This window comes from Pseudomonas sp. LBUM1655 (genome assembly GCF_059716085.1).
In genome coordinates, this window is sequence record NZ_CP166801.1 from 4,749,891 (window position 1) to 4,771,529 (window position 21,639).

The following is a 21,639-nucleotide window of genomic DNA, read 5'->3' on the forward strand; positions in this document are numbered from 1 at the left end:
TCGAAGGCATCCTTGTTGTTGGAATTGGGGCGGATTATGCCTTAAGCATCGAACTTACAAACACCACAGAACCAATGTGGGAACAAAACCTGTGGTGAGGGGATTTATCCCCTCACCCCAGATGAATCCCCTCACCACAAAGGGTCACACCTACAGTTTGATTGCATTTCAGGTCGGGATGGATTGATCCAGCGCCACACCAGCACCCACAAGACCGGAATACGGCGCCGTCACCAGCCACACTGGAATGCCCTTGAAGTAATCACTCATGCAGCCCTTGTCGGCGAAGCTGCGGGCGAAACCGCTCTCAAGGAAGAAATCGGCAAAGCGCGGAATCACGCCACCGACGATGTACACCCCACCTCGCCCGCCGGTGGTCAGCACGTTGTTGCCGGCCACTCGCCCGAGCCAGCAGCAGAACTGCTCCAGCACTTCCAGGGCAATCGGATCACCGGCCAGACCCGCAGCGGTGATCGATTCCGGGGTATCCAGTGTCGGCTCATGGCCATCCACTGCGCAGATCGCCCGGTAAACCCGTGGCAAGCCGCCGCCGCTCAACGCGGTTTCCGCGCTGACATGGCCGATCTCGTTATGGATGTGCTGCCACAACTGAGTTTCACGCGGGCTGCTCAACGGCAGATCGACGTGACCGCCCTCGCCCGGCAACGCGGCAAAGCGGCCTTCACCCAAGTCGAGCAAAGTACCGACGCCAAGGCCAGTACCCGGCCCAATCACCACCGCCGGACGCAACGGCTCCGGCGTGCCCTCGCAGACCACGCGAAACTCATCGGGCTGCAAACGGGTCATGCCCAACGCCATCGCCGAGAAGTCGTTGACCAGCAACAACTGCTCGACCTGCAAGGTTTCGCAGAATGCCTTGCGACTCAGGCGCCAGTGGTTGTTGGTGAACTTGAATTCATCGCCGCTGACGGGGCCAGCCACTGACAGGCACACCGAACCGATCGAGCCTGGCGCCAGACCGAGCCCGCTCAGATAGAGGCTGATCGCCTCCTCCGGGCTGGCGTGGTCGGCCGTGGCCAGCACTTGAATCGATTCGAGTTGCTGATTTTTCCACAACGCAAACCGCGCGTTGGTGCCTCCGATGTCACCGACCAAAGCCAGTTTCAATTAAGCGTCTCCAGGGCAGAAGTGAAGGCGCTGGCGCCCTGCTCCGCCGAGCTGAAGGCCAAACGCATGAAGCCGAACAGTTCGCGACCGCTGCCAATGTTATTGCCCAACAGGCCTTTGGCAGGTTCGCGCGCGGCAAATTCTTCGGCGTCCACTTTGAGTTCCAAAGTGCCTTTGACGCCATCGACGCGGATGATATCGCCCTCTTGCACGCGCGCCAAAGCGCCACCGACATAAGCTTCAGGACTGACGTGGATCGCCGCCGGGATTTTCCCCGACGCGCCGGACATGCGCCCGTCGGTCACCAGTGCGACTTTGAAGCCGCGATCCTGCAGCACGCCGAGGAACGGCGTCATCTTGTGCAGCTCCGGCATGCCGTTGGAGCGCGGGCCCTGGAAGCGCATCACGGCGACGAAATCCTTCTCCAGCAAACCGGCTTTGAACGCATCGGCCAGATCCTGCTGATCCTGGAACACCATGGCCGGCGCTTCGACGATCTGGTTTTCCAGCGCCACGGCGGACACCTTCATCACACCGCGACCGAGGTTGCCTTCCATCACCCGCAAGCCACCCTCCGCCGAGAATGCGCGAGCGACTGGACGCAGGATGTTTTCGTCGAGGCTGTCGATCGGGCCTTCGCGCCACACCAGTTGACCGTTATCGAGGAACGGCTCTTTGGTGTATTGGCTCAAGCCGTGGCCGAGCACGGTGTTGACGTCTTCGTGCAGCAGGCCCGCCGCGAGCAGTTCGCGGATCAGGAACGACATGCCGCCAGCGGCCTGGAAGTGGTTGATGTCGGCTTTGCCGTTCGGGTAGACGTGGCTCAGGGTCGGCACGACTTCAGAGAGGTCGGCCATGTCCTGCCAGGTCAGTTGAATGCCTGCGGCCATGGCGATGGCCGGCATGTGCAGGGTGTGGTTGGTCGAACCGCCGGTGGCGTGCAGCGCAACAATCGAGTTGACCAGCGACTTCTCGTCGACGATTTCGCCGATCGGCATGAAGTTGCCGTTCTGCTTGGTCAGTCGCGTGACTTGATGTGCGGCTTCGCGGGTCAAGGCATCACGCAGCGGCGTGTTCGGATTGACGAAGGATGCGCCAGGCAAGTGCAGGCCCATGACTTCCATCAGCAACTGGTTGGTGTTGGCGGTGCCGTAGAAGGTGCAGGTGCCCGGGCTGTGGTAGGACTTCATCTCCGATTCCAGCAGCTCTTCGCGGGTCGCCTTGCCTTCGGCGTACTTCTGCCGCACGTCGGCTTTTTCCTTGTTGGAAATCCCCGAGACCATCGGCCCGCCCGGGACGAAAATCGTCGGCAGATGACCAAAACGCAGGGAGCCCATCATCAGGCCCGGCACGATCTTGTCGCAGATGCCGAGCATCAGAGCGCCGTCGAACATGTTGTGGGAAAGCGCCACCGCCGTCGACATCGCGATCACTTCGCGGCTCGGCAGGCTCAGTTCCATGCCCGGCTCGCCTTGGGTCACGCCGTCGCACATCGCCGGAGTGCCGCCGGCAAACTGGCCGACCGAGCCGATTTCGCGCAGGGCGTTTTTGATTTGTTCAGGAAAGACTTCGTACGGCTGATGCGCCGAGAGCATGTCGTTATAGGAAGAAACAATGGCGATGTTCGCCGAATTCATCATCCGCAGGCTGTGCTTGTCTTCGCTGCCACACCCGGCCACGCCGTGGGCGAAGTTGGCGCATTGCAGCTTGCCGCGCATCGGGCCGTCAGTGGCGGCGCCGCGAATCAGTGCAAGGTAAGCCTGACGCGTAGCGCGGCTGCGGGCGATAAGCCGTTCGGTGACCTCAAGAACGCGGGGATGCATGTGTAGAACTCCAGGCTAACGGATGTGGCGACCTGATTGTCTATGCTGATCAAACGCCGTTGTTGTTGGAATGACAGACGGCTTTTTTGACCATTCGGACCAGTTGATTCAGGTCACTCGTTGTAGATAAAACAAAATATTGCCACTAAAAAGGCTTGTTTTCTATTTTTATGCGAATAATCTTGTAATTCCAACAACAAAACGACGGCGGCGCTGTTTCATGACTCTTCGAATCGCAATCAATGGTTTTGGCCGCATCGGCCGTAATGTCCTGCGCGCACTGTATACCCAAGGCTATCGACAGGATTTGCAGATTGTCGCCATCAACGATCTGGGCGACAGCTCGATCAACGCGCATCTGCTTAAATACGACACCGTTCACGGCACTTTCGATGCACAGGTCGAGCATGACAACGAGAGCCTGACTGTCAACGGCGACCGCATTGCGGTCAGCGCCATTCGTAACCCGGCCGAACTGCCATGGGCTGCCGAAAAGATTGATGTGGTATTCGAATGCACCGGTCTGTTTACCGACCGTGCCAAAGCCGCCGCGCATATTACTGCCGGCGCACGCAAAGTGATCATCTCGGCCCCGGCCAAAGGTGCCGACGCCACCGTGGTTTACGGTGTTAACCACGACATTCTGCGCCAGTCGCACCAGATCATCTCCAACGCTTCGTGCACCACCAACTGCCTGGCGCCTGTGGCGCAAGTGCTGCACCGCGAACTGGGGATCGAAAGCGGTCTGATGACCACCATCCACGCCTACACCAACGACCAGAACCTGACCGACGTCTATCACACCGACCCGTACCGCGCGCGTTCGGCCACGCAAAACATGATCCCGAGCAAGACCGGCGCCGCTGAAGCGGTGGGTCTGGTGCTGCCGGAACTGGCAGGCAAACTGACCGGCATGGCCGTGCGGGTGCCGGTGATCAATGTGTCGCTGGTGGATCTGACCGTGCAGTTGAAGAAAGAAGCCACTGCCGAGGAAGTGAATGCCCTGCTCAAAGCAGCGAGCCAGCATTCGAAAATTTTGGGTTACAACACGTTGCCGCTGGTCTCCAGTGACTTCAACCACAACCCGCTGTCGTCGATCTTCGACGCCAACCACACCAAATCCAGCGGCAAACTACTGAAAGTGCTGGCTTGGTATGACAACGAGTGGGGGTTCTCCAACCGCATGCTGGATAACTGCCTGGCGCTGTGTAACGCCGAGTAATCCAAAGAATCCCCTATCCCTGTGGGAGCGAGCCTGCTCGCGAATACGATGTGTCATTCAACATTTATGTTGGCAGATACACCGCTTTCGCGAGCAGGCTCGCTCCCACAGGTTTCAATTTCAATTTGAAATCAAGGCTTGACCATACGGGCGGATGATAAGCATTATCATTCGCTTGAAATCGATCAGGTCACCCCGTGAGTCAATCACACTTCAACCACGTCTTCCTCACCCAGCGCCTCTCGCTGCTGCGTACGCTGGAACGGATGGTCAACAATCACAGCACCGCTGAAGACCTGTTGCAGGAAACCTACCTGCGCGTGACGCGGGCGCTGAGCGAGCGGGCCATCGATCATCTCGAACCCTTTGTCTTCCAGACCGCACGCAATCTGGCGCTGGATCATTTGCGTGCGCGCAAGATCCATTCGCGCACCATGGTCGATGACGTGCCGCAGGACGTGGTGCACAGCGTCGCCGCCCCCGCCAGCAGCGCCGAAGACGCCGCCCACGCCGAACAATTGCTGGAGCGCCTGAACGTGAGCCTCAGTGAACTCAGCCCGCGTCAGCAGCAGATTTTCATCCTCAGCCGTTTGCACGGGCACAGCTACCAGGAAATCGCCGACGAATTGAATGTCTCGCTCAGCACCGTGCAGAAAGAACTGAAACTGATCATGTCCATTTGCATCGGCGTCGCCGAGCGCTTGAATGGCGACTGAGACTGTAGGCTCTTTCTGTAAGTGCCAGGTTCGACTGCACTGATCATCGGGCTTTGTTACCCTTGCCCGACTTTTACGCTTCACTAAAAAAAACAGCCGTGCGCAGACACTGCCGAGGAATCACCGTGACGGACACCCACCGCTCGCCTTCGCCCGAATCGGCGCAGGATGCTGCACTTGCAATGGACCAGGCACTAGACTGGCTCATCGTACTCGGCAGTCCGAATGAAGAGCAGACCCGGCAGTTTCACGCGTGGCTGTCGGCTGATCCGTTGAATGCCGAGGCGTTTGCCAAGGCACAGGCGATCTGGGATGGCCCGCAAATCGCCCAATGCGCGCAAACCCTGGCTTTGCGACCTGCGAAAGTTACCGTCCTCAAGCGTCTGCGTCCGCACTGGAAACCGCTGGCCACCGCTGCGGTGCTGCTGCTCGGGTTGTTCAGCTTCAGTAATTTGCCGATGCGCTTGCAGGCCGATCACCTGACCGTGGTCGGCGAACGCCAGCGCCTGCAACTGGAGGACGGCTCGAAAGTCCTGCTCAATACCAATTCGGCGTTTTCCAGCACCATCAACGATCAGCAGCGCTTCGCACGGCTGTATCAGGGCGAAGCGTTTTTCGAGGTGGCGGCCAATCGCAACCAGCCGCTGGAAATCGATGCCGGCCCGGTCAAGGCCAGTGTGCAAGACACTGCATTTGCCGTGCGTTATCTGGACGGCGTTGCGCAGGTCAATGTGCAGCGCGGCGATGTCGATTTGCGCGCCACCCATAACGATGCCCGGGTGCGTCTCTCCGCCGGGGAAAGCATCCGCATCGGCCCCAACGGTTTCGACCGCCCGGCCAAGCTCGACGCAAATACCGATCTGGCCTGGGTGCAAGGTCGACTGGTGTTCGAGAACTGCCCGCTGAATCAGGTGCTGGCCGAGCTGCGCCGCTACTATCCGGGTTGGATCATCAACACCAACGAGCAGTTGGCCGACGTCAACGTCACGGGTAACTACCGCCTCGATCAACCCCTCGACGTGGTGCGCTCCCTCGCCCACATCACCTCGGCGCGGCTGCAGGAATTTCCCGCGCTGGTGATCCTGAACTAAATGAGAATTATTTTTACTCGATAGCCGAAGCACGTACGTCTAGTTATAGCCAATGCAATTGATTCGCATCTTCGGACGCTAATCAGCACCTATAAAGATTCGTGCGACACGGAGCGCTATCGATGTCCTCACGCCTTACCCGCCAGACCTCTTCCCCTTCCCGCGTATTGTCGCTGCTGACCGCTGCCATCCTCATGGCCGGCACGGCACCGCTGCTGGCTGCCACCGAGCAACCGACGCGCAACATGGGCGATTACTCGTTCTCTATCGGTCAGCAACCGCTGGTGTCGGCACTCAACGCCTTCACCACCGTCACTGGCTGGCAAGTCGGCTTGCCGGCAGAACTGGGTCAGGGCGTATCGTCGCCGGGCGTGCGCGGCTCGCTGCCACCGGAAAAAGCCCTTGAGCGCCTGTTGGTGGGGACCAACTTGAGCTTCCGCAAACTGAGCAACAACAACGTCGTGCTGGAAAAACGCAGTAGCAGCGGCGCACTGAATCTGGATCAGGTGACCATCAGCGCCACCCGTCAGGAACAGTCGGTGAACAGCGTGCCAAGTACCGTCACCGTGCACACCCGTGAAGAACTGGATCGTAACAACGTCAACACGATCAAGGATCTGGTGCGCTACGAGCCAGGTGTTTCCGTCGGCGGCGCCGGCCAGCGTGGCGGCATCAGCGGCTACAACATCCGTGGCATCGACGGCGACCGCATCCTCACGCAGGTTGACGGCGTCGAAGTACCGGACGGTTTCTTCAACGGCCCGTACGCCAAGACCCAGCGCAATTACGTTGACCCGGAAATCGTCAAACGCGTGGAAATTCTCCGTGGCCCGGCCTCGGTGCTGTACGGCAGCAACGCCATCGGCGGCGCCGTCAGCTATTACACCCTCGATCCGGACGACATCATCAAACCCGGCAAAGACGTCGGCGCCCGCCTGAAAACCGGTTACAGCTCGGCCGATGAAAGCTGGCTGAAATCCGCCACCGTCGCCGGCCGAGCCGATCAGTTCGACGGTTTGCTGCACTACAGCCAGCGCGACGGCCACGAAACCGACTCCTATGGCAGCAACAACGGCACAGGCCTTGAGCGCACCGCCGCCAACCCGGAAGACGTCAAGGCAACCAACGTGCTGGCCAAGATCGGCTGGAACTACAGCGACGATTCGCGCCTTGGCCTGACCTACGAAAAGTACAAGGATGATCGCGACACCGATCAGAAAAGTGCCTACGGCGGCCCGTACTTCAACGGCGCCCCGACCATTCCAAGCAGCGTGTTGCCCGGCGGCATGTACCAGTGGCGCACCGGTAACGACACCATCACCCGTGAGCGTTTTGGCATTGAACACAGCTTCGCCCTCGATAGCCTGCTGGTCGACAACGTGAAGTGGAGCCTCAACCATCAGATCGCCAAAACCGACCAGAGCACCGAAGAGTATTACTACCCGATCACCCGAAAAGTGCTGCGCACCCGCGACACCATTTACGAGGAAAAACAGTGGGTATTCGATGCGCAACTGGACAAGGCGTTCGCCATCGCTGACACCGATCACGTGCTGACTTACGGCACCACCATCAAGCAGCAGAAAGTCACCGGCTCGCGCAGCGGCGACGGCACGTGCCTGGCGGTCGGTCGTGGCTGCACGGCGATTGGTGCAACCAGTACCGCTGACGTATTGGCCAAGGCCACTGACTTCCCGGACCCGACCATCAACACCTACAGCCTGTTCGCCCAGGATCAGATCAGCTGGAACAACTGGACCTTCCTGCCGGGCCTGCGCTACGACTACACCCAGCTCAAGCCGCACATCACCCAGGAATTCCTCAACACCGTGAACGCTGACGGCACGGACACGGTCAGCGAGAAGAACAAGACCTGGCACAAAGTCTCGCCGAAATTCGGCCTGACCTACGCCTTTAACGACAACTACACCTGGTACGGTCAGTACGCCGAAGGCTTCCGCACCCCGACCGCGAAAGCGCTGTACGGCCGCTTCGAGAACAACACCACCGGTTATACCGTGGCGCCTAACCCGGATCTGGAGCCGGAAAAAAGCAAAAGCTATGAAACCGGTCTGCGCGGCAATTTCGAGTCGGGCTCGTTCGATGTGGCGGTGTTCTACAACAAGTATCGCGACTTCATTAATGAAGACGCGGTGAAGCCGGGCGATGACGAACTGACCTTCCAGAGCAACAACATCAAGCACGCGACCATCAAGGGTGCCGAAGTCAAAGGACGTCTGAACCTGGACTCGTTCGGCGCGCCGCAAGGCCTGTACACCCAAGGCTCGATCGCCTATGCCTACGGTCGCAACGACGACAGCGGCGAGCCGCTCAACAGTGTTAATCCGCTGACCGGCGTGTTCGGCCTGGGTTACGACCAGGACAACTACGGTGGCCTGCTGAGCTGGACGTTGGTGAAGAAGAAGGATCGCGTCGACGACACCAACTTCAAGTCGCCGGATGGCGTCAGCAGCCAGTTCAAGTCGCCGGGCTTCGGCCTTCTTGACCTGACCGGGTTCTACAAAGTCACCGACGACGTCACCGTCAGCGGCGGCATTTACAACCTGACCGACAAGAAATACTGGCTGTGGGATGACGTGCGCGGTTACGACAGCGTCGGCGAAGCCTCGGTGACGCAACCGGCCAACCTCGATCGCCTGACCCAACCGGGTCGCAACTTCGCGATCAATCTGATCTGGGACATCTGATCCCGTCGAACTCACTGCGCGTGTTGATACGCCGCGCAGTGAGGCTTTTTTTACTGTCCGGCGCTATCCCGTTCGTCTCGTTATCAAGCGCCTCTTTTATCAAGGACATGTCATGACCACTTCGCAAAAAGCCCTGCGTTCGCAACGTCTGAACCAGATCACCCACGAGCCGCACAGCAAGCTCGACGCCCTGGTCAAAGCCCACGCGCCGTTCGAGACCCGCGCCAACTTCGCCCGGTTTGTGGTGGCGCAATACCTGTTTCAGTCGGAACTGGTCGGTCTGTACAACGATGCCGAGCTGACAGAGATCGTCGCGGACTTGCCCGCTCGCTGCCGCGCTGAAGCAGCCAAGGCCGACCTAGCGGATCTGGACACCGAGGTCCCGGCGCCGGTTGCCGGTGCAGTGAAAAACCCGAGCAAGGCCCGGGCACTGGGCTGGATCTTCGTCTCTGAAGGTTCGAAGCTCGGTGCTGCGTTTCTGATCAAACGCGCCGTGGCGCTGGAGCTGAGCGAAACCTTTGGTGCGCGTCATTTGGGTGAACCTGAAGGTGGACGCGCCGAGGGTTGGAAGCGCTTTGTCAAAACTCTCGACTCGCTGGAGTTCAGCGCCGAGGAAGAAGCTGAAGTGGAGCAAGGCGCGATTGACGCGTTCAACCGCTTCACCGTGTTGCTGGAACAGGCTTATGCCACCGAAGCAGAACTGGCCTGAAGCAACACCTATTCCTTGTGGGAGCGAGCCTGCTCGCGAAGACGGCAGCACATTCAACATTAATGTGACTGATCCACCGCTTTCGCGAGCAGGCTCGCTCCCACATGGGAACTGCAACAACCTGTAAGATCTCCATTCCGCTTCAGAAGCCACCGCTGAGCCCATGCCGCAACCCGCCTCCTCCAAACTCGCCCGTCTGCTGTTCGGCCTGCTGGCCTACGTCAGCCTCGGCATTGGCCTGATTGCCATCGTCGTGCCCGGCCTGCCGACCACCGAGTTCATCCTGCTCGCCGCCTGGGCCGCGACCCGCAGTTCGCCGCGCCTGAGTGCCTGGCTGGAAAACCATCGCCTGTTCGGGCCGATCCTGAGCAACTGGCGCAACGGCAAGATCATCGCGCGCAATGCCAAAATCAGCGCCACAGTGAGCATGCTGCTGTGTGCGACGCTGATGCTGCTGATGCTCGATCACGGCTGGCCGGTCTATCTGGCGATTGCCGGGATGAGCCTGGGTAATCTGTGGATCTGGTCGCGACCGGAAACCTTGCCCACCCCTTCCTGAACCCGCGCAACAACACTGAAACTTCCCTGTAATTAATCGCCTTTTCAGCACATTCCCCTGCGCAAACGTTTAGCACTGACCGTTCGTCGGCAAGACGCTCATGCGCCCTCGCTCCGCGCCGATGAGCATTGCATGGCGCTGAATGGATTTGGCGAACCGGGTAGTTCATGCCCGACAGCCACCCGTTTATTCATTCGCGAGAACGCCCATGTTCGACTCTCTCTCCATTCGCCTGAAAATCGTTCTGCTCTCCGGTCTGTGCCTGCTCGGTGTGGTTGCGCTGATCGTCGGCATGAACATTTACCAGACCAACCAGAACGACGAACTGGTCAGCAACTCCAGCAGCAAGATGCTCACCGCCAGTGTGCAGAACCTGCTGCAAGCCAAGGCCGCCGAACAAGCGGTGCGGGTGCAGAAGACCTTCGGCGAAAGCCTGACGGTCATCACCGCAGTGGCCGACCAGATCAAGGACATGCGCGTGATGGCGGGCAAGCGTTCGCTGGACGCTGGCGCTCTGCGTGAAGAGTTGAACCTGAGCCTGAAAACCGCGTTCGAGCGCAACGACAAAGTGCTCGGCATCTGGCTCGCCTTCGAACCCAATGGGCTGGACGGCAAGGACAGCGAATTCGCCAACGACGCGGCCCGCCAGTCCAACGAAACCGGACGTTTTTCCACCTATTGGAGCCGCGCTGGCGGTGCCTCGCTGAACACGATCATGGTCGAAGATGACCTGACCAAGACCACCCTAAGCGTCAGCGGCACGCCGTACAACAGTTGGTACACCTGCCCTCGCGACAACAAGCGCACCTGCCTGCTCGACCCGTATGCCGATACCGTCGGTGGCAAGGAAATGCTCATGACGACCATTTCCGTGCCGTTGATCGTCGATGGCAAAGCGATCGGCGTGGCCGGCGTCGATATCGCCCTGGACGCCCTGCAAGCGGCGGCTGTGGACTCGCAGCGCAACCTGTTCAACAACGCCGGGCACATGCTTATCGTCTCGGGCAGCGGCGTGTTGGCTGCGGACAGTTCGGATGCTGCCAAGGTTGGCAAAAAGATCGGCGACACTCTCGGTGCCGATGGCAAGGATGTGCTGCAGCTGCTCGGCAGTGGCACGCCGAAGATTCTTGAACAGGGCGACCTGATCCGCGCCGTGTACCCGGTCGATCCGATTGGCAATTCGCGGGCCTGGGGCGTGGTCATCGACCTGCCGAAACAGGTGCTGCTGGCCGACTCGGTCAAACTGCAAGCGGTGCTCGACGACGCACAGGAAACCGGCGTGTTTACCGCACTGGCGGTGGCTGTTGTTGCCGGGCTGATTGGCTTGTTGCTGATCTGGCTCACGGCTTCCGGCGTCACGCGTCCGATCAACAGCGTCGCCGAGATGCTGAAGAATATCGCCAGCGGTGAAGGCGATCTGACTCAGCGCTTGAACTACAGCAAGCAAGATGAATTGGGCGAACTGGTGAACTGGTTCAACCGTTTCCTCGACAAGCTGCAACCGACCATCGCGCAGATCAAACAGAGCATCACCGAGGCGCGCGGCACCGCCGACCAGTCTTCGGAAATCGCCCGCCAGACCAGCGAAGGCATGCAGGTGCAGTTCCGCGAAATAGACCAGGTTGCCACCGCCTCCAACGAAATGAGCGCCACTGCCCACGACGTTGCCAACAGCGCATCGAACGCCGCCAACGCCGCCAAGGGTGCCGACCAGTCGGCCAAGGACGGCATGTCGATCATCGAGCGCAGCACCCGCGACATCAATCAACTGGCCGATGAAGTCAGCAAAGCGGTGACCGAAGTCGAAGCGCTGGCAGTCAACAGCGAGCAGATCGGCTCGGTGCTGGAAGTGATCCGCAGCATCGCCGAACAGACCAATTTGCTCGCTCTCAACGCCGCCATTGAAGCAGCCCGTGCCGGTGAAAGCGGTCGTGGGTTTGCCGTGGTCGCCGACGAAGTGCGCAACCTGGCCAAGCGCACGCAGGATTCGGTGGAGGAAATTCGCGTGGTGATCGAGCGGATTCAGACCGGCACCCGTGGCGTGGTCGCGACCATGCATTCGAGCCAGACCCAGGCGCACAACAATGCCGGGCAGATCCGTCAGGCCGTGGATGCGCTGGGCAAGATCAGCGATGCGGTCACGGTGATCGGCGACATGAACCTGCAAATCGCCAGCGCCGCCGAACAGCAGAGCGCGGTGGCTGAAGAGGTCAATCGCAACGTTTCGGCGATTCGTACCGTGACTGAAACCTTGACCGAGCAAGCCACGGAATCGGCAGCGATCAGCAGCCAGCTCAATGCCTTGGCGAGTCAGCAGATGAAGTTGATGGACCAGTTCCGCGTCTAATCGCTACACCGCTCCCACAGGAGGAACGCATTTCAAATGTGGGAGCGAGCCTGCTCGCGAAGAGGCCAGTTCGGGGCACAAAAACCTGATCAATCAGCCCGGCTCAAAGACGTCCACAACACCTTCACACCCGATCCGCCGTCGATGCCGACCACTGCCGCGACCCGAGAAACCTCACAACGACAACACCCCACTGTACAAACCATAAGCTGCCAGCCCTGCCCCAATGATCACGCCGGTAAAAATACCCTTCTCCACCGTGGTGAACAGCGGCTCACCCTGTTCATGCTTGGCCTTGGCAAACAGGATCACCCCCGGCGCATACAGCAACGCCGACAACAGCAAATACTTCACCCCGCCGGCGTACAACAACCACACCGCATAACACAGGGCGATGCCACCGATCAGCAGATCCTTGGTGCGTTCGGCCGAGGCGTGTTCGTAGGTTTCGCCGCGCCCACTCAACAGCACGGCGTACGCCGCCGACCACAGATACGGCACCAGAATCATCGACGAGGCGAGGTAGATCAGGCTGGTGTAAGTGCCTGCCGAGAACAGCGTGATCAGCAGAAAAATCTGGATCATCACGTTGGTCAGCCACAACGCATTGACCGGCACATGATTGGCGTTTTCCTTTTTCAGGAACGCCGGCATGGTGTTGTCCCGGGCCGTGGCGAAAAGGATTTCGGCGCACAACAACGCCCACGACAACAACGCCCCCAGCAGTGAAACCGCCAGCCCGAGGCTGATCAGCAGCGCGCCCCACGGCCCGACGATATGTTCCAGCACCGCCGCCAGCGACGGGTTCTGCAGGTTGGCCAGTTCCGGCTGGCTCATGATCCCCAACGACAGCACGTTGACCAGCACCAGCAACGCCAGCACGCCGATAAAACCGATCACCGTGGCGCGGCCGACGTCGCTGCGCTTCTCCGCCCGTGCCGAGTACACGCTGGCACCTTCGATGCCGATGAACACAAACACTGTCACCAGCATCATGTTGCGCACCTGATCCATCACCCCGCCGAAACTCGGGTTGCTGCGGCCCCAGATATCGCGGGTAAAAACGTCAGCCTTGAACGCCACGGCAGCGATGACGATGAACATGATCAGCGGCACGATCTTGGCCACGGTGGTCACCTGGTTGATGAACGCCGCCTCCTTGATCCCGCGCATCACCAGAAAATGCACGGCCCACAGCAACACCGAGGCGCAGCCGATGGCAACCGGTGTGTTGCCCTGGCCGAACACCGGAAAGAAGTAGCCGAGGGTGCTGAAGAGCAGGACGAAATAGCCGACGTTACCCAGCCAGGCGCTGATCCAGTAACCCCACGCCGACGAGAACCCCATGTAGTCGCCAAACCCGGCCTTGGCGTAGGCATAGACCCCCGAGTCCAGTTCGGGCTTGCGATTGGCCAGGGTCTGGAACACGAAAGCGAGGGTCAACATGCCGATCGCGGTGATGCCCCAACCGATCAAAATCGCCCCGGCATCGGCCCGTGCCGCCATGTTCTGCGGCAGGGAGAAAATCCCCCCGCCAATCATCGACCCCACCACCAGGGCGATCAACGCACCCAGTCGCAGCTTTTGCGTCGGTTGCGACATTCCAGTCTCCCTTCACCTGCTCTGGCAATTATCAAAAAGATGTTGCTTTTAACTAAACGGATAAAGCGTAAGTACGTTTATTGAATAACGCCAATTAACGCCCGTTATATATAGCCAATGACGCTAATACCTAACACGGATAGTCGCTTTATTTGCTGACCCTGATTATTCGATTCTGTACTGAAAACAGATGAGGAAATTTGCCAAAACCTGAAAAAGAACTAGGGTGATAGTTCGAAAGTAATAGGAGCAATTCCCAAATCCATCGCCGAAAGCCTCTGGAATGGGCCTTTCAGGCAGTCGCTTTATGCCATCAGGCGCTTCATAAGTCATTCATTAACAATGGAATGTGCCTATGCACTGATCTAAGTCAGTAGTTTGATCAGTCAACAGAACTACGCTGTGAACTCTTCTCTCCTGCAATGGAGTCATGCAATGTCTGAAGCTCCCGGAAAACTACGATTAGGTGCACTGGTTGCCTTGGTCGTCGGATCAATGATCGGTGGCGGGATATTCTCTTTGCCACAAAACATGGCCGCCAGCGCCGACGTCGGCGCGGTACTGATCGGTTGGGCCATCACCGCTGTCGGCATGCTCACCCTCGCTTTTGTCTTTCAAACCCTCGCCAATCGCAAGCCTGACCTGGACGGCGGCGTGTACGCCTACGCCAAGGCCGGGTTCGGCGATTACATGGGTTTCTCTTCGGCCTGGGGTTACTGGATCAGTGCCTGGCTGGGCAACGTCGGTTACTTCGTCCTGTTGTTCAGCACCCTCGGTTATTTCTTTCCGGTTTTCGGCGAAGGCAACACCGTCGCTGCGGTGATTGGCGCCTCCGTGCTGCTGTGGGCCGTGCATTTCCTGGTGCTGCGCGGGATCAAGGAAGCGGCATTCATCAACCTGGTGACCACGGTCGCCAAGGTGGTGCCACTGCTGTTGTTCGTGATGATCGCGTTCTTCGCGTTCAAACTGGATATCTTCACCGCTGACATCTGGGGCGTGAAAAACCCTGATTTGGGCAGTGTGATGAATCAGGTGCGCAACATGATGCTGGTCACCGTGTGGGTGTTCATCGGCATCGAAGGCGCGAGCATCTTCTCGGCCCGGGCGGAAAAACGCTCCGACGTGGGCAAGGCCACCGTGATCGGCTTCATCACCGTGCTGCTGTTTCTGGTGCTGGTGAACGTGCTGTCGCTGGGCATCATGACTCAGCCAGAGTTGGCCAAACTGCAGAACCCGTCGATGGCCGCCGTGCTTGAGCATGTGATCGGTCACTGGGGCGCTGTGCTGATCAGCGTCGGTCTGATCATCTCGCTGCTGGGGGCGCTGTTGTCGTGGGTGTTGTTGTGTGCGGAGATCATGTTTGCCGCCGCCAAAGACCACACCATGCCGGAGTTCCTGCGCAAGGAGAACGCCAACCATGTACCGGTCAACGCCCTCTGGCTGACCAACGCGATGGTGCAGATTTTCCTGATCATCACCCTGTTCTCGGCCAGCACTTACCTGTCGCTGATCTACCTCGCCACCTCGATGATTCTGGTGCCGTACCTGTGGTCGGCGGCCTATGCCGTACTGCTGGCGGTGCGCGGCGAAACCTACGAAGGCTTCGCGGCCGAGCGGCGCAAGGATCTGATCATCGGCGCGATCGCCCTGATCTACGCGATCTGGCTGCTGTACGCCGGCGGCATCAAATACCTGCTGCTCTCGGCCCTGCTCTATGCCCCCGGCGCGTTCCTGTTCGCCAAGGCCAAGCTCGAACTCAAGCAAGCGGTTTTCACCAACGTCGAGAAGCTGATTTTCGCCGCAGTGGTTGTGGGCGCGCTGGTCGCGGCCTACGGACTGTATGACGGCTTCCTGACTCTGTAACACCTGATTGATTAGTTATCTGGAGGATCACTGCAATGACCACGGAAAAAGTTAAGTACGGCGTACATTCCGAAGCCGGCAAACTGCGCAAAGTCATGGTCTGCTCCCCTGGTCTGGCCCATCAGCGCCTGACCCCGAACAACTGCGATGAACTGCTGTTCGACGATGTGCTGTGGGTCGCCCAGGCCAAGCGCGACCACTTCGACTTCGTCACCAAGATGCGTGAACGCGGGATCGATGTGCTGGAAATGCACAACCTGCTGACCGACATCGTCGCCATCCCCGAAGCACTGGACTGGATTCTCGATCGCAAGGTCACCGCCGATTCGGTGGGCCTGGGCCTGATCAGCGAGGTGAAATCCTGGCTGAAAAGCCTTGAACCACGGCACATCGCCGAGTTTCTGATTGGCGGCGTCTCCGCCGATGACCTGCCGGACAGCTTCGGCGGCAAGACCATCCAGATGTTCCGCGACTTCCTCGGCCACTCCAGCTTCATCCTGCCGCCGCTGCCGAACACTCAGTTCACCCGCGACACCACATGCTGGATCTACGGCGGCGTGACGCTGAACCCGATGTACTGGCCGGCGCGCCGTCAGGAAACCCTGTTGGCCACGGCCATCTACAAATTCCACCCGCAGTTCACCAACGCCGATTTCGAGATCTGGTACGGCGATCCGGACAAGGATCACGGCAGCGCCACCCTTGAAGGCGGCGACGTGATGCCGATCGGCAACGGTGTGGTGTTGATCGGCATGGGCGAGCGCTCATCCCGTCAGGCCATCGGCCAACTGGCGCTGAACCTGTTCAAGAACAAAGCCGTGGAAAAAGTCATCGTCGCCGGCCTGCCAAAGTCCCGCGCAGCGATGCACCTGGACACCGTGTTCAGTTTTTGCGACCGCGACCTTGTGACGATTTTCCCGGAAGTGGTCAACCAGATCGTCGCCTTCACCCTGCGACCTGACGAAAGCAAACAGGGCGGCATCGACATCCGCCGCGAAGAATCGAGCTTCCTCGACACCGTGGCTGCCGCCCTCAACCTGCCGAAGCTGCGCGTGGTGGAAACCGGCGGCAACAGCTTCGCCGCCGAACGCGAGCAATGGGACGACGGTAACAACGTCGTCGCCGTGGAGCCGGGCGTGGTCATCGGCTACGACCGCAACACCTACACCAACACCCTGCTGCGCAAGGCTGGCGTGGAGGTCATCACCATCAGCGCCGGGGAACTGGGCCGTGGCCGTGGCGGCGGCCACTGCATGACCTGCCCGATCATCCGCGACCCGATCGATTACTGATTTTTTGACTAATGACGACCCGACGCTGTGAAAGCGTAGCGCCGAAGGCGCACAGCCTGCAGTAGCTTTCACAGTGTCGGGCAAGGAGATCCATCATGGCTTTTAATATGCGCAACCGCAGCTTGCTGAGTTTGATGCACCACACCACTCGCGAGATCAACTACCTGATCGACCTGTCCCGCGACCTCAAACGCGCCAAGTACACCGGCACCGAGCGTCCACACCTGCAAGGCAAGAACATCGCGCTGATCTTCGAAAAAACCTCGACCCGCACCCGTTGCGCCTTCGAAGTCGCGGCGCACGACCAAGGCGCTCACGTCACCTACATTGACCCGGTGTCGTCGCAGATCGGCCACAAAGAAAGCATGAAAGACACCGCCCGCGTACTCGGCCGGATGTTTGATGCCATCGAGTACCGTGGCTTCGAACAGGAAATCGTCGAAGAGCTGGCCAAGTTCGCCGGAGTGCCGGTGTTCAACGGTCTGACCGCCGAATTCCATCCGACGCAAATGATCGCCGACGTGCTGACCATGCGCGAACACAGCGACAAACCGATGCACGACATCAGCTACGCCTACCTCGGCGACGCCCGTTACAACATGGGTAACTCGCTGCTGATGATCGGCGCCAAACTCGGCATGGACGTGCGCATCGCTGCACCGAAAGCCCTGTGGCCGCACGCTGACTTCATCGCGCAATGCAAAGAATTCGCCGAAGAAAGCGGCGCGCGCATCACCATTACCGAAGATCCGAAAGAAGCGGTCAAAGGCGTCGACTTCATTCACACCGACATCTGGGTATCGATGGGCGAGCCGGTCGAAGCGTGGGACGAGCGTATCGAGCAACTGCTGCCGTACCAGGTCAACAGCAAAATGATGAAAGCCTCCGGCAACCCACGCGTGAAATTCATGCACTGCCTGCCGGCGTTCCATAACAGCGAAACCAAGGTCGGCAAAGACATTGCCGCACGCTATCCACACTTGGCCAATGGCGTCGAAGTGACAGAAGACGTGTTCGAATCCCCGGCCAACATCGCCTTCGAGCAAGCGGAAAACCGCATGCACACCATCAAGGCAATTCTGGTGTCGGCGCTGGCTGATCTTTAACCACTGCTGACCCGTGATCATTCCCACGCTCCCGCGTGGGAATGCATCCCGTGACGCTCTGCGTCACAGCGGACGCGGAGCGTCAGTGGCGGCATTCCCACGCAGAGCGCGGGAACGATCAACAAATCACTGTTTTCCAGAAGGACATGCACCATGCGTATCGTCGTAGCGTTGGGCGGTAACGCCCTGCTCCGCCGTGGTGAACCGATGACCGCTGACAATCAGCGCGCCAACATCCGCATCGCCACCGAGCAAATCGCCAAGATCCATCCCGGCAATCAACTGGTCATCGCCCACGGCAATGGCCCGCAAGTCGGCCTGCTGTCGCTGCAAGCGGCAGCCTACACCTCCGTCACCCCTTACCCGCTGGACGTGCTCGGCGCCGAAACCGAAGGCATGATCGGCTACATCATCGAACAGGAGCTAGGCAACCTGCTGGACTTCGAAGTGCCGTTCGCCACCCTGCTGACCCAGGTCGAAGTCGACGCCAACGATCCGGCCTTCAAGAACCCGACCAAACCCATCGGCCCGGTCTACGACAAGGCTGAAGCGGAAAAACTCGCCGCCGAAAAAGGCTGGGCCATCGCTCCTGACGGCGACAAGTACCGCCGTGTAGTAGCCAGCCCACGGCCGAAGCGCATCTTCGAAATCCGCCCGATCAAGTGGCTGCTGGACAAGGGCAGCATCGTCATCTGCGCCGGTGGCGGCGGCATTCCGACCATGTACGACGAGAACCGCCACCTCAAGGGCATCGAGGCGGTGATCGACAAGGATCTGTGCTCCTCGCTGCTGGCTGAACAACTGGAAGCGGAGTTGCTGGTGATTGCCACCGATGTCAACGCTGCCTTCATCGACTTCGGCAAACCCACGCAGAAAGCCATCGCAGAGGCGCACCCGGACGAACTCGAACGCCTCGGCTTCGCCGCCGGCTCCATGGGGCCGAAGGTGCAGGCAGCTTGTGAATTCGCGCGCCATACTGGCAAGGTCGCGGTGATCGGTTCGCTGGCGGACATCGAAGCGATCGTCCAGGGTACTGCCGGCACACGGGTCAGTACTGCCAAGCCTGGTATCACCTATCGATAATTAGAAACTCCGAGGGCAGATGTAGGGTCTGCCCTTCTCCCATGCCTTGAAAGGAGAAACCCATGGCCCAGTTTGAACCCGGTCATTTGCACATCGAGCGACATGCGTTGACCCCGGACGATGTCAGTTACAACGTGCACCTCGACTATGAAGTGTTCACCGATCCGCAAAAAGGCAAAGGCATCCAGTTCACGATGCATGGCAACCTTCAGGGAAAGGACATGAAAGAGACCTTCTTCCTGCCCAAGGAGGAGGCCTACAACTTTGCCAACAACGTGACGAAAATCGCCGAGCAGTACGGCATTCCCAAGACTCACAGTCAGATCGGTTCGGTGCACAAGCATTACGACATGATGTTTGAAGACATCCGTAAGCAGCTGGACATGAAATCCGGCGACCCGGTCAATCTTGAGCACTTCGAATAACCCTCAAAAGCCCCTCACCCTAGCCCTCTCCCAAAGGGAGAGGGGATTGATTGGGGGATGCTGCAGAGTTACGCCGACCTGATCCTGCTTTACCGAATCCATAATCGACTGTCTCTTCCAGGTCGATGTCAAACCCGAGACACCTCGGTCAGCTCCCTCTCCCCTTGGGAGAGGGCTGGGGTGAGGGTGCTTTTGATTTAAGGCATACTTGCCACCCTCCGCACTGCAGAACACTGAACCGCCCCATGCGTATCCACGTCAGCTTCATCGACCGCGTCGGCATCACCCAGGAAGTCCTGGCTATCCTCGGTGGGCGCAACCTCAATCTGGATGCGGTGGAAATGATCCCGCCGAACGTCTACATCGACGCGCCAACGCTCAGCCCGCAAGTGCTCGAAGAACTCAAGGATGCGCTGTTTCGCGTGCTCGGCGTGGAAGCGGTGACGGTGGTCGACATTCTCCCCGGCCAGCGTCGGCACTTGCAGCTCGACGCCTTGCTCGCGGCGATGACTGACCCGGTGCTCGCTCTCGACAGCGCCGGCAAGGTGCTATTGGCCAACCCGGCATTGATCGCGCTGTACGGTCGCGAACCGGCGGGCGAAAGTGTCGCGGAACTGTTCAATGACCCCGGCCTGCTCGACACTTTGCTCGAGCAAGGCTTCCGCCTGCCGCTGCGCGAGATCACCGTCAACGGCCAGACCCTGCTGCTCGATGCCACGCCGATTACCGACGCCGGCGCCCTGCTCACCCTGTATCAACCGAACCGCATCGGTGAACAACTCTCGGCGCTGCACCATGACCACGCCGAAGGTTTCGATGCGTTGCTCGGCGAATCCCCGGCGATCCGCACCCTCAAGGCCCGCGCGCAACGCGTTGCCGCACTCGATGCACCGCTGCTGATTCAAGGCGAAACCGGCACCGGTAAAGAACTGGTCGCCCGCGCCTGCCACGCTATCAGTACGCGGCACAGTGCGCCGTTTCTGGCCCTGAACTGCGCGGCCCTGCCGGAGAACCTCGCCGAGAGCGAACTGTTCGGCTACGCCCCCGGCGCCTTCACAGGTGCCGCACGCGGTGGCAAACCGGGGCTGATGGAGCTGGCGAACCAGGGCACGGTGTTCCTCGACGAGATCGGCGAGATGTCGCCGTACTTGCAGGCCAAACTGCTGCGTTTTTTGAATGACGGCAGCTTCCGCCGGGTCGGCGGTGATCGAGAAGTGAAGGTCAACGTACGAATCCTCAGTGCAACCCACCGCGATCTGGAGAAAATGGTCAGCGAAGGCCTGTTCCGCGAAGACCTGTTCTACCGCCTCAACGTGCTTAACGTCGAAGTGCCGCCGCTGCGTGAACGGGGTCAGGACATTCTGTTGTTGGCGCGTTATTTCATGCAGCAGGCCTGCGCGCAGATCCAGCGCCCGGTCTGCCGCCTCGCCCCCGGCACCTATCCGGCGCTGCTCGGCAACCGCTGGCCGGGCAACGTACGGCAATTGCAGAACGTGATCTTCCGCGCCGCTGCGATCTGCGAAAGCAGCCTCGTCGACATCGGCGACCTCGACATCGCCGGCACCTCGGTGGCCCGACAGACCGACAGCGATGTCGACAGCCTCGAACAAGCCGTCGAGTCCTTCGAAAGATCGCTGCTGGAAAAACTCTACGTCAGCTACCCCTCGACCCGCCAACTGGCCAGCCGCCTGCAAACGTCGCATACAGCCATCGCCCACCGATTGCGCAAATACGGCATTCCCAACAAACCCTGAGCCATCACTGTCCCTTTGTGGGAGCGAGCCTGCTCGCGAATGCGGTGTGTCAATTGACATTAATGTGCCTGATGCGCCGCTTTCGCGAGCAGGCTCGCTCCCACAAGGTATGTAACGGATTCGAAATCCGTTCAAAAGCGACCTCCATCTGTACTGAAAGCGCTACAGCGGAACGATATCGGTACACTCTCCTCCAGCCACCGCTGTGCAA

At 59.6% G+C, this 21,639-nt stretch carries 16 protein-coding genes and 1 pseudogene; 14 read left to right on the plus strand and 3 right to left on the minus strand.

The genetic code is table 11. The features are described 5' to 3' along the window. Positions 1-168: 168 nt before the first annotated feature. Together ACA074_RS21285 and edd are read right to left on the minus strand one after the other, a co-directional pair. Complete coding sequence (locus ACA074_RS21285) at positions 169-1,128, minus strand: glucokinase (protein ID WP_401271141.1); 960 nt, start codon at positions 1,126-1,128, stop codon at positions 169-171. Continuing rightward, the gene (gene edd / locus ACA074_RS21290) at positions 1,125-2,951 is read right to left on the minus strand and encodes a phosphogluconate dehydratase (RefSeq protein ID WP_187679743.1); all 1,827 of its coding nucleotides are present in this window, start codon (positions 2,949-2,951) and stop codon (positions 1,125-1,127) included. The genes ACA074_RS21285 and edd overlap by 4 nt, the downstream gene beginning before the upstream one ends. 220 nt (positions 2,952-3,171) lie before the next feature. On the opposite strand from edd, the gene gap reads away from it, so the two are divergent. The 8 genes and pseudogenes from gap to ACA074_RS21330 all read left to right on the plus strand — a co-directional run bounded on the left by gap (position 3,172) and on the right by ACA074_RS21330 (position 12,303). After that, positions 3,172-4,173: a type I glyceraldehyde-3-phosphate dehydrogenase gene (gap, locus tag ACA074_RS21295; protein WP_187679744.1), complete on the plus strand. Its 1,002-nt coding sequence runs from the start codon at positions 3,172-3,174 to the stop codon at positions 4,171-4,173. 197 nt (positions 4,174-4,370) lie between these two features. Then, on the plus strand, positions 4,371-4,889 hold the full coding sequence (locus tag ACA074_RS21300; RefSeq protein WP_497677750.1) for an RNA polymerase sigma factor: 519 nt from the start codon (positions 4,371-4,373) through the stop codon (positions 4,887-4,889). A 125-nt stretch (positions 4,890-5,014) separates the two neighbouring features. Next, positions 5,015-5,980: a FecR family protein gene (locus ACA074_RS21305; RefSeq protein ID WP_497677751.1), complete on the plus strand. Its 966-nt coding sequence runs from the start codon at positions 5,015-5,017 to the stop codon at positions 5,978-5,980. Between the two features lie 122 nt (positions 5,981-6,102). Further along, positions 6,103-8,688 carry a TonB-dependent receptor gene (locus ACA074_RS21310; protein WP_497677752.1) on the plus strand — a complete coding sequence of 862 codons (2,586 nt, stop codon included), beginning with the start codon at positions 6,103-6,105 and terminating at the stop codon, positions 8,686-8,688. A gap of 112 nt (positions 8,689-8,800) precedes the next feature. Continuing rightward, the gene (locus ACA074_RS21315) at positions 8,801-9,397 is read left to right on the plus strand and encodes a biliverdin-producing heme oxygenase (RefSeq protein ID WP_489878889.1); all 597 of its coding nucleotides are present in this window, start codon (positions 8,801-8,803) and stop codon (positions 9,395-9,397) included. A gap of 163 nt (positions 9,398-9,560) precedes the next feature. After that, positions 9,561-9,956, plus strand: a complete 396-nt coding sequence (locus ACA074_RS21320; RefSeq protein ID WP_497677753.1) for a YbaN family protein — start codon at positions 9,561-9,563, stop codon at positions 9,954-9,956. 481 nt (positions 9,957-10,437) lie between these two features. Beyond that, positions 10,438-11,445, plus strand: a pseudogene (locus tag ACA074_RS21325) (methyl-accepting chemotaxis protein); the annotation flags it as partial. A gap of 102 nt (positions 11,446-11,547) precedes the next feature. Beyond that, positions 11,548-12,303 carry a methyl-accepting chemotaxis protein gene (locus ACA074_RS21330; protein ID WP_497679342.1) on the plus strand — a complete coding sequence of 252 codons (756 nt, stop codon included), beginning with the start codon at positions 11,548-11,550 and terminating at the stop codon, positions 12,301-12,303. A gap of 174 nt (positions 12,304-12,477) precedes the next feature. Here the strand turns inward: ACA074_RS21330 and arcD (ACA074_RS21335) are convergent, their stop codons facing one another. Further along, entirely contained in the window at positions 12,478-13,905 is a 1,428-nt protein-coding gene (arcD, locus tag ACA074_RS21335; RefSeq protein WP_497677754.1) for an arginine-ornithine antiporter, read from the minus strand. 435 nt (positions 13,906-14,340) lie between these two features. Between arcD (ACA074_RS21335) and arcD (ACA074_RS21340) the strand changes: the two genes are divergently transcribed. From arcD (ACA074_RS21340) to gcsR, 6 genes are all read left to right on the plus strand, one after another. Beyond that, positions 14,341-15,768 (plus strand): arginine-ornithine antiporter, encoded by a 1,428-nt coding sequence (gene arcD, locus ACA074_RS21340; protein ID WP_497677755.1) that lies wholly within the window; start codon positions 14,341-14,343, stop codon positions 15,766-15,768. 35 nt (positions 15,769-15,803) lie between these two features. Beyond that, positions 15,804-17,060 (plus strand): arginine deiminase, encoded by a 1,257-nt coding sequence (arcA, locus tag ACA074_RS21345; protein WP_497677756.1) that lies wholly within the window; start codon positions 15,804-15,806, stop codon positions 17,058-17,060. Between the two features lie 95 nt (positions 17,061-17,155). Next, positions 17,156-18,166, plus strand: a complete 1,011-nt coding sequence (locus ACA074_RS21350; RefSeq protein ID WP_401271167.1) for an ornithine carbamoyltransferase — start codon at positions 17,156-17,158, stop codon at positions 18,164-18,166. 153 nt (positions 18,167-18,319) lie between these two features. Next, positions 18,320-19,249: a carbamate kinase gene (gene arcC, locus ACA074_RS21355; protein WP_187679756.1), complete on the plus strand. Its 930-nt coding sequence runs from the start codon at positions 18,320-18,322 to the stop codon at positions 19,247-19,249. Between the two features lie 62 nt (positions 19,250-19,311). Next, positions 19,312-19,674 carry a DUF5064 family protein gene (locus ACA074_RS21360; RefSeq protein WP_401271172.1) on the plus strand — a complete coding sequence of 121 codons (363 nt, stop codon included), beginning with the start codon at positions 19,312-19,314 and terminating at the stop codon, positions 19,672-19,674. A 245-nt stretch (positions 19,675-19,919) separates the two neighbouring features. Then, on the plus strand, positions 19,920-21,428 hold the full coding sequence (gene gcsR, locus ACA074_RS21365; RefSeq protein WP_187679758.1) for a transcriptional regulator GcsR: 1,509 nt from the start codon (positions 19,920-19,922) through the stop codon (positions 21,426-21,428). The last annotated feature ends 211 nt before the right edge of the window (positions 21,429-21,639 follow it).

Bases quoted from the DNA above. Each gene is read 5' to 3' on its own strand.
- ACA074_RS21350 (WP_401271167.1), top strand. From the start codon at position 17,156: ATGGCTTTTAATATGCGCAACCGCAGCTTGCTGAGTTTGATGCACCAC.
- arcD (WP_497677755.1), top strand. From the start codon at position 14,341: ATGTCTGAAGCTCCCGGAAAACTACGATTAGGTGCACTGGTTGCCTTG.
- ACA074_RS21310 (WP_497677752.1), top strand. From the start codon at position 6,103: ATGTCCTCACGCCTTACCCGCCAGACCTCTTCCCCTTCCCGCGTATTG.
- ACA074_RS21330 (WP_497679342.1), top strand. From the start codon at position 11,548: ATGCAGGTGCAGTTCCGCGAAATAGACCAGGTTGCCACCGCCTCCAAC.
- ACA074_RS21360 (WP_401271172.1), top strand. From the start codon at position 19,312: ATGGCCCAGTTTGAACCCGGTCATTTGCACATCGAGCGACATGCGTTG.
- arcD (WP_497677754.1), bottom strand. From the start codon at position 13,905: ATGTCGCAACCGACGCAAAAGCTGCGACTGGGTGCGTTGATCGCCCTG.
- gap (WP_187679744.1), top strand. From the start codon at position 3,172: ATGACTCTTCGAATCGCAATCAATGGTTTTGGCCGCATCGGCCGTAAT.
- edd (WP_187679743.1), bottom strand. From the start codon at position 2,951: ATGCATCCCCGCGTTCTTGAGGTCACCGAACGGCTTATCGCCCGCAGC.
- arcC (WP_187679756.1), top strand. From the start codon at position 18,320: ATGCGTATCGTCGTAGCGTTGGGCGGTAACGCCCTGCTCCGCCGTGGT.
- ACA074_RS21320 (WP_497677753.1), top strand. From the start codon at position 9,561: ATGCCGCAACCCGCCTCCTCCAAACTCGCCCGTCTGCTGTTCGGCCTG.
- arcA (WP_497677756.1), top strand. From the start codon at position 15,804: ATGACCACGGAAAAAGTTAAGTACGGCGTACATTCCGAAGCCGGCAAA.
- gcsR (WP_187679758.1), top strand. From the start codon at position 19,920: ATGCGTATCCACGTCAGCTTCATCGACCGCGTCGGCATCACCCAGGAA.
- ACA074_RS21315 (WP_489878889.1), top strand. From the start codon at position 8,801: ATGACCACTTCGCAAAAAGCCCTGCGTTCGCAACGTCTGAACCAGATC.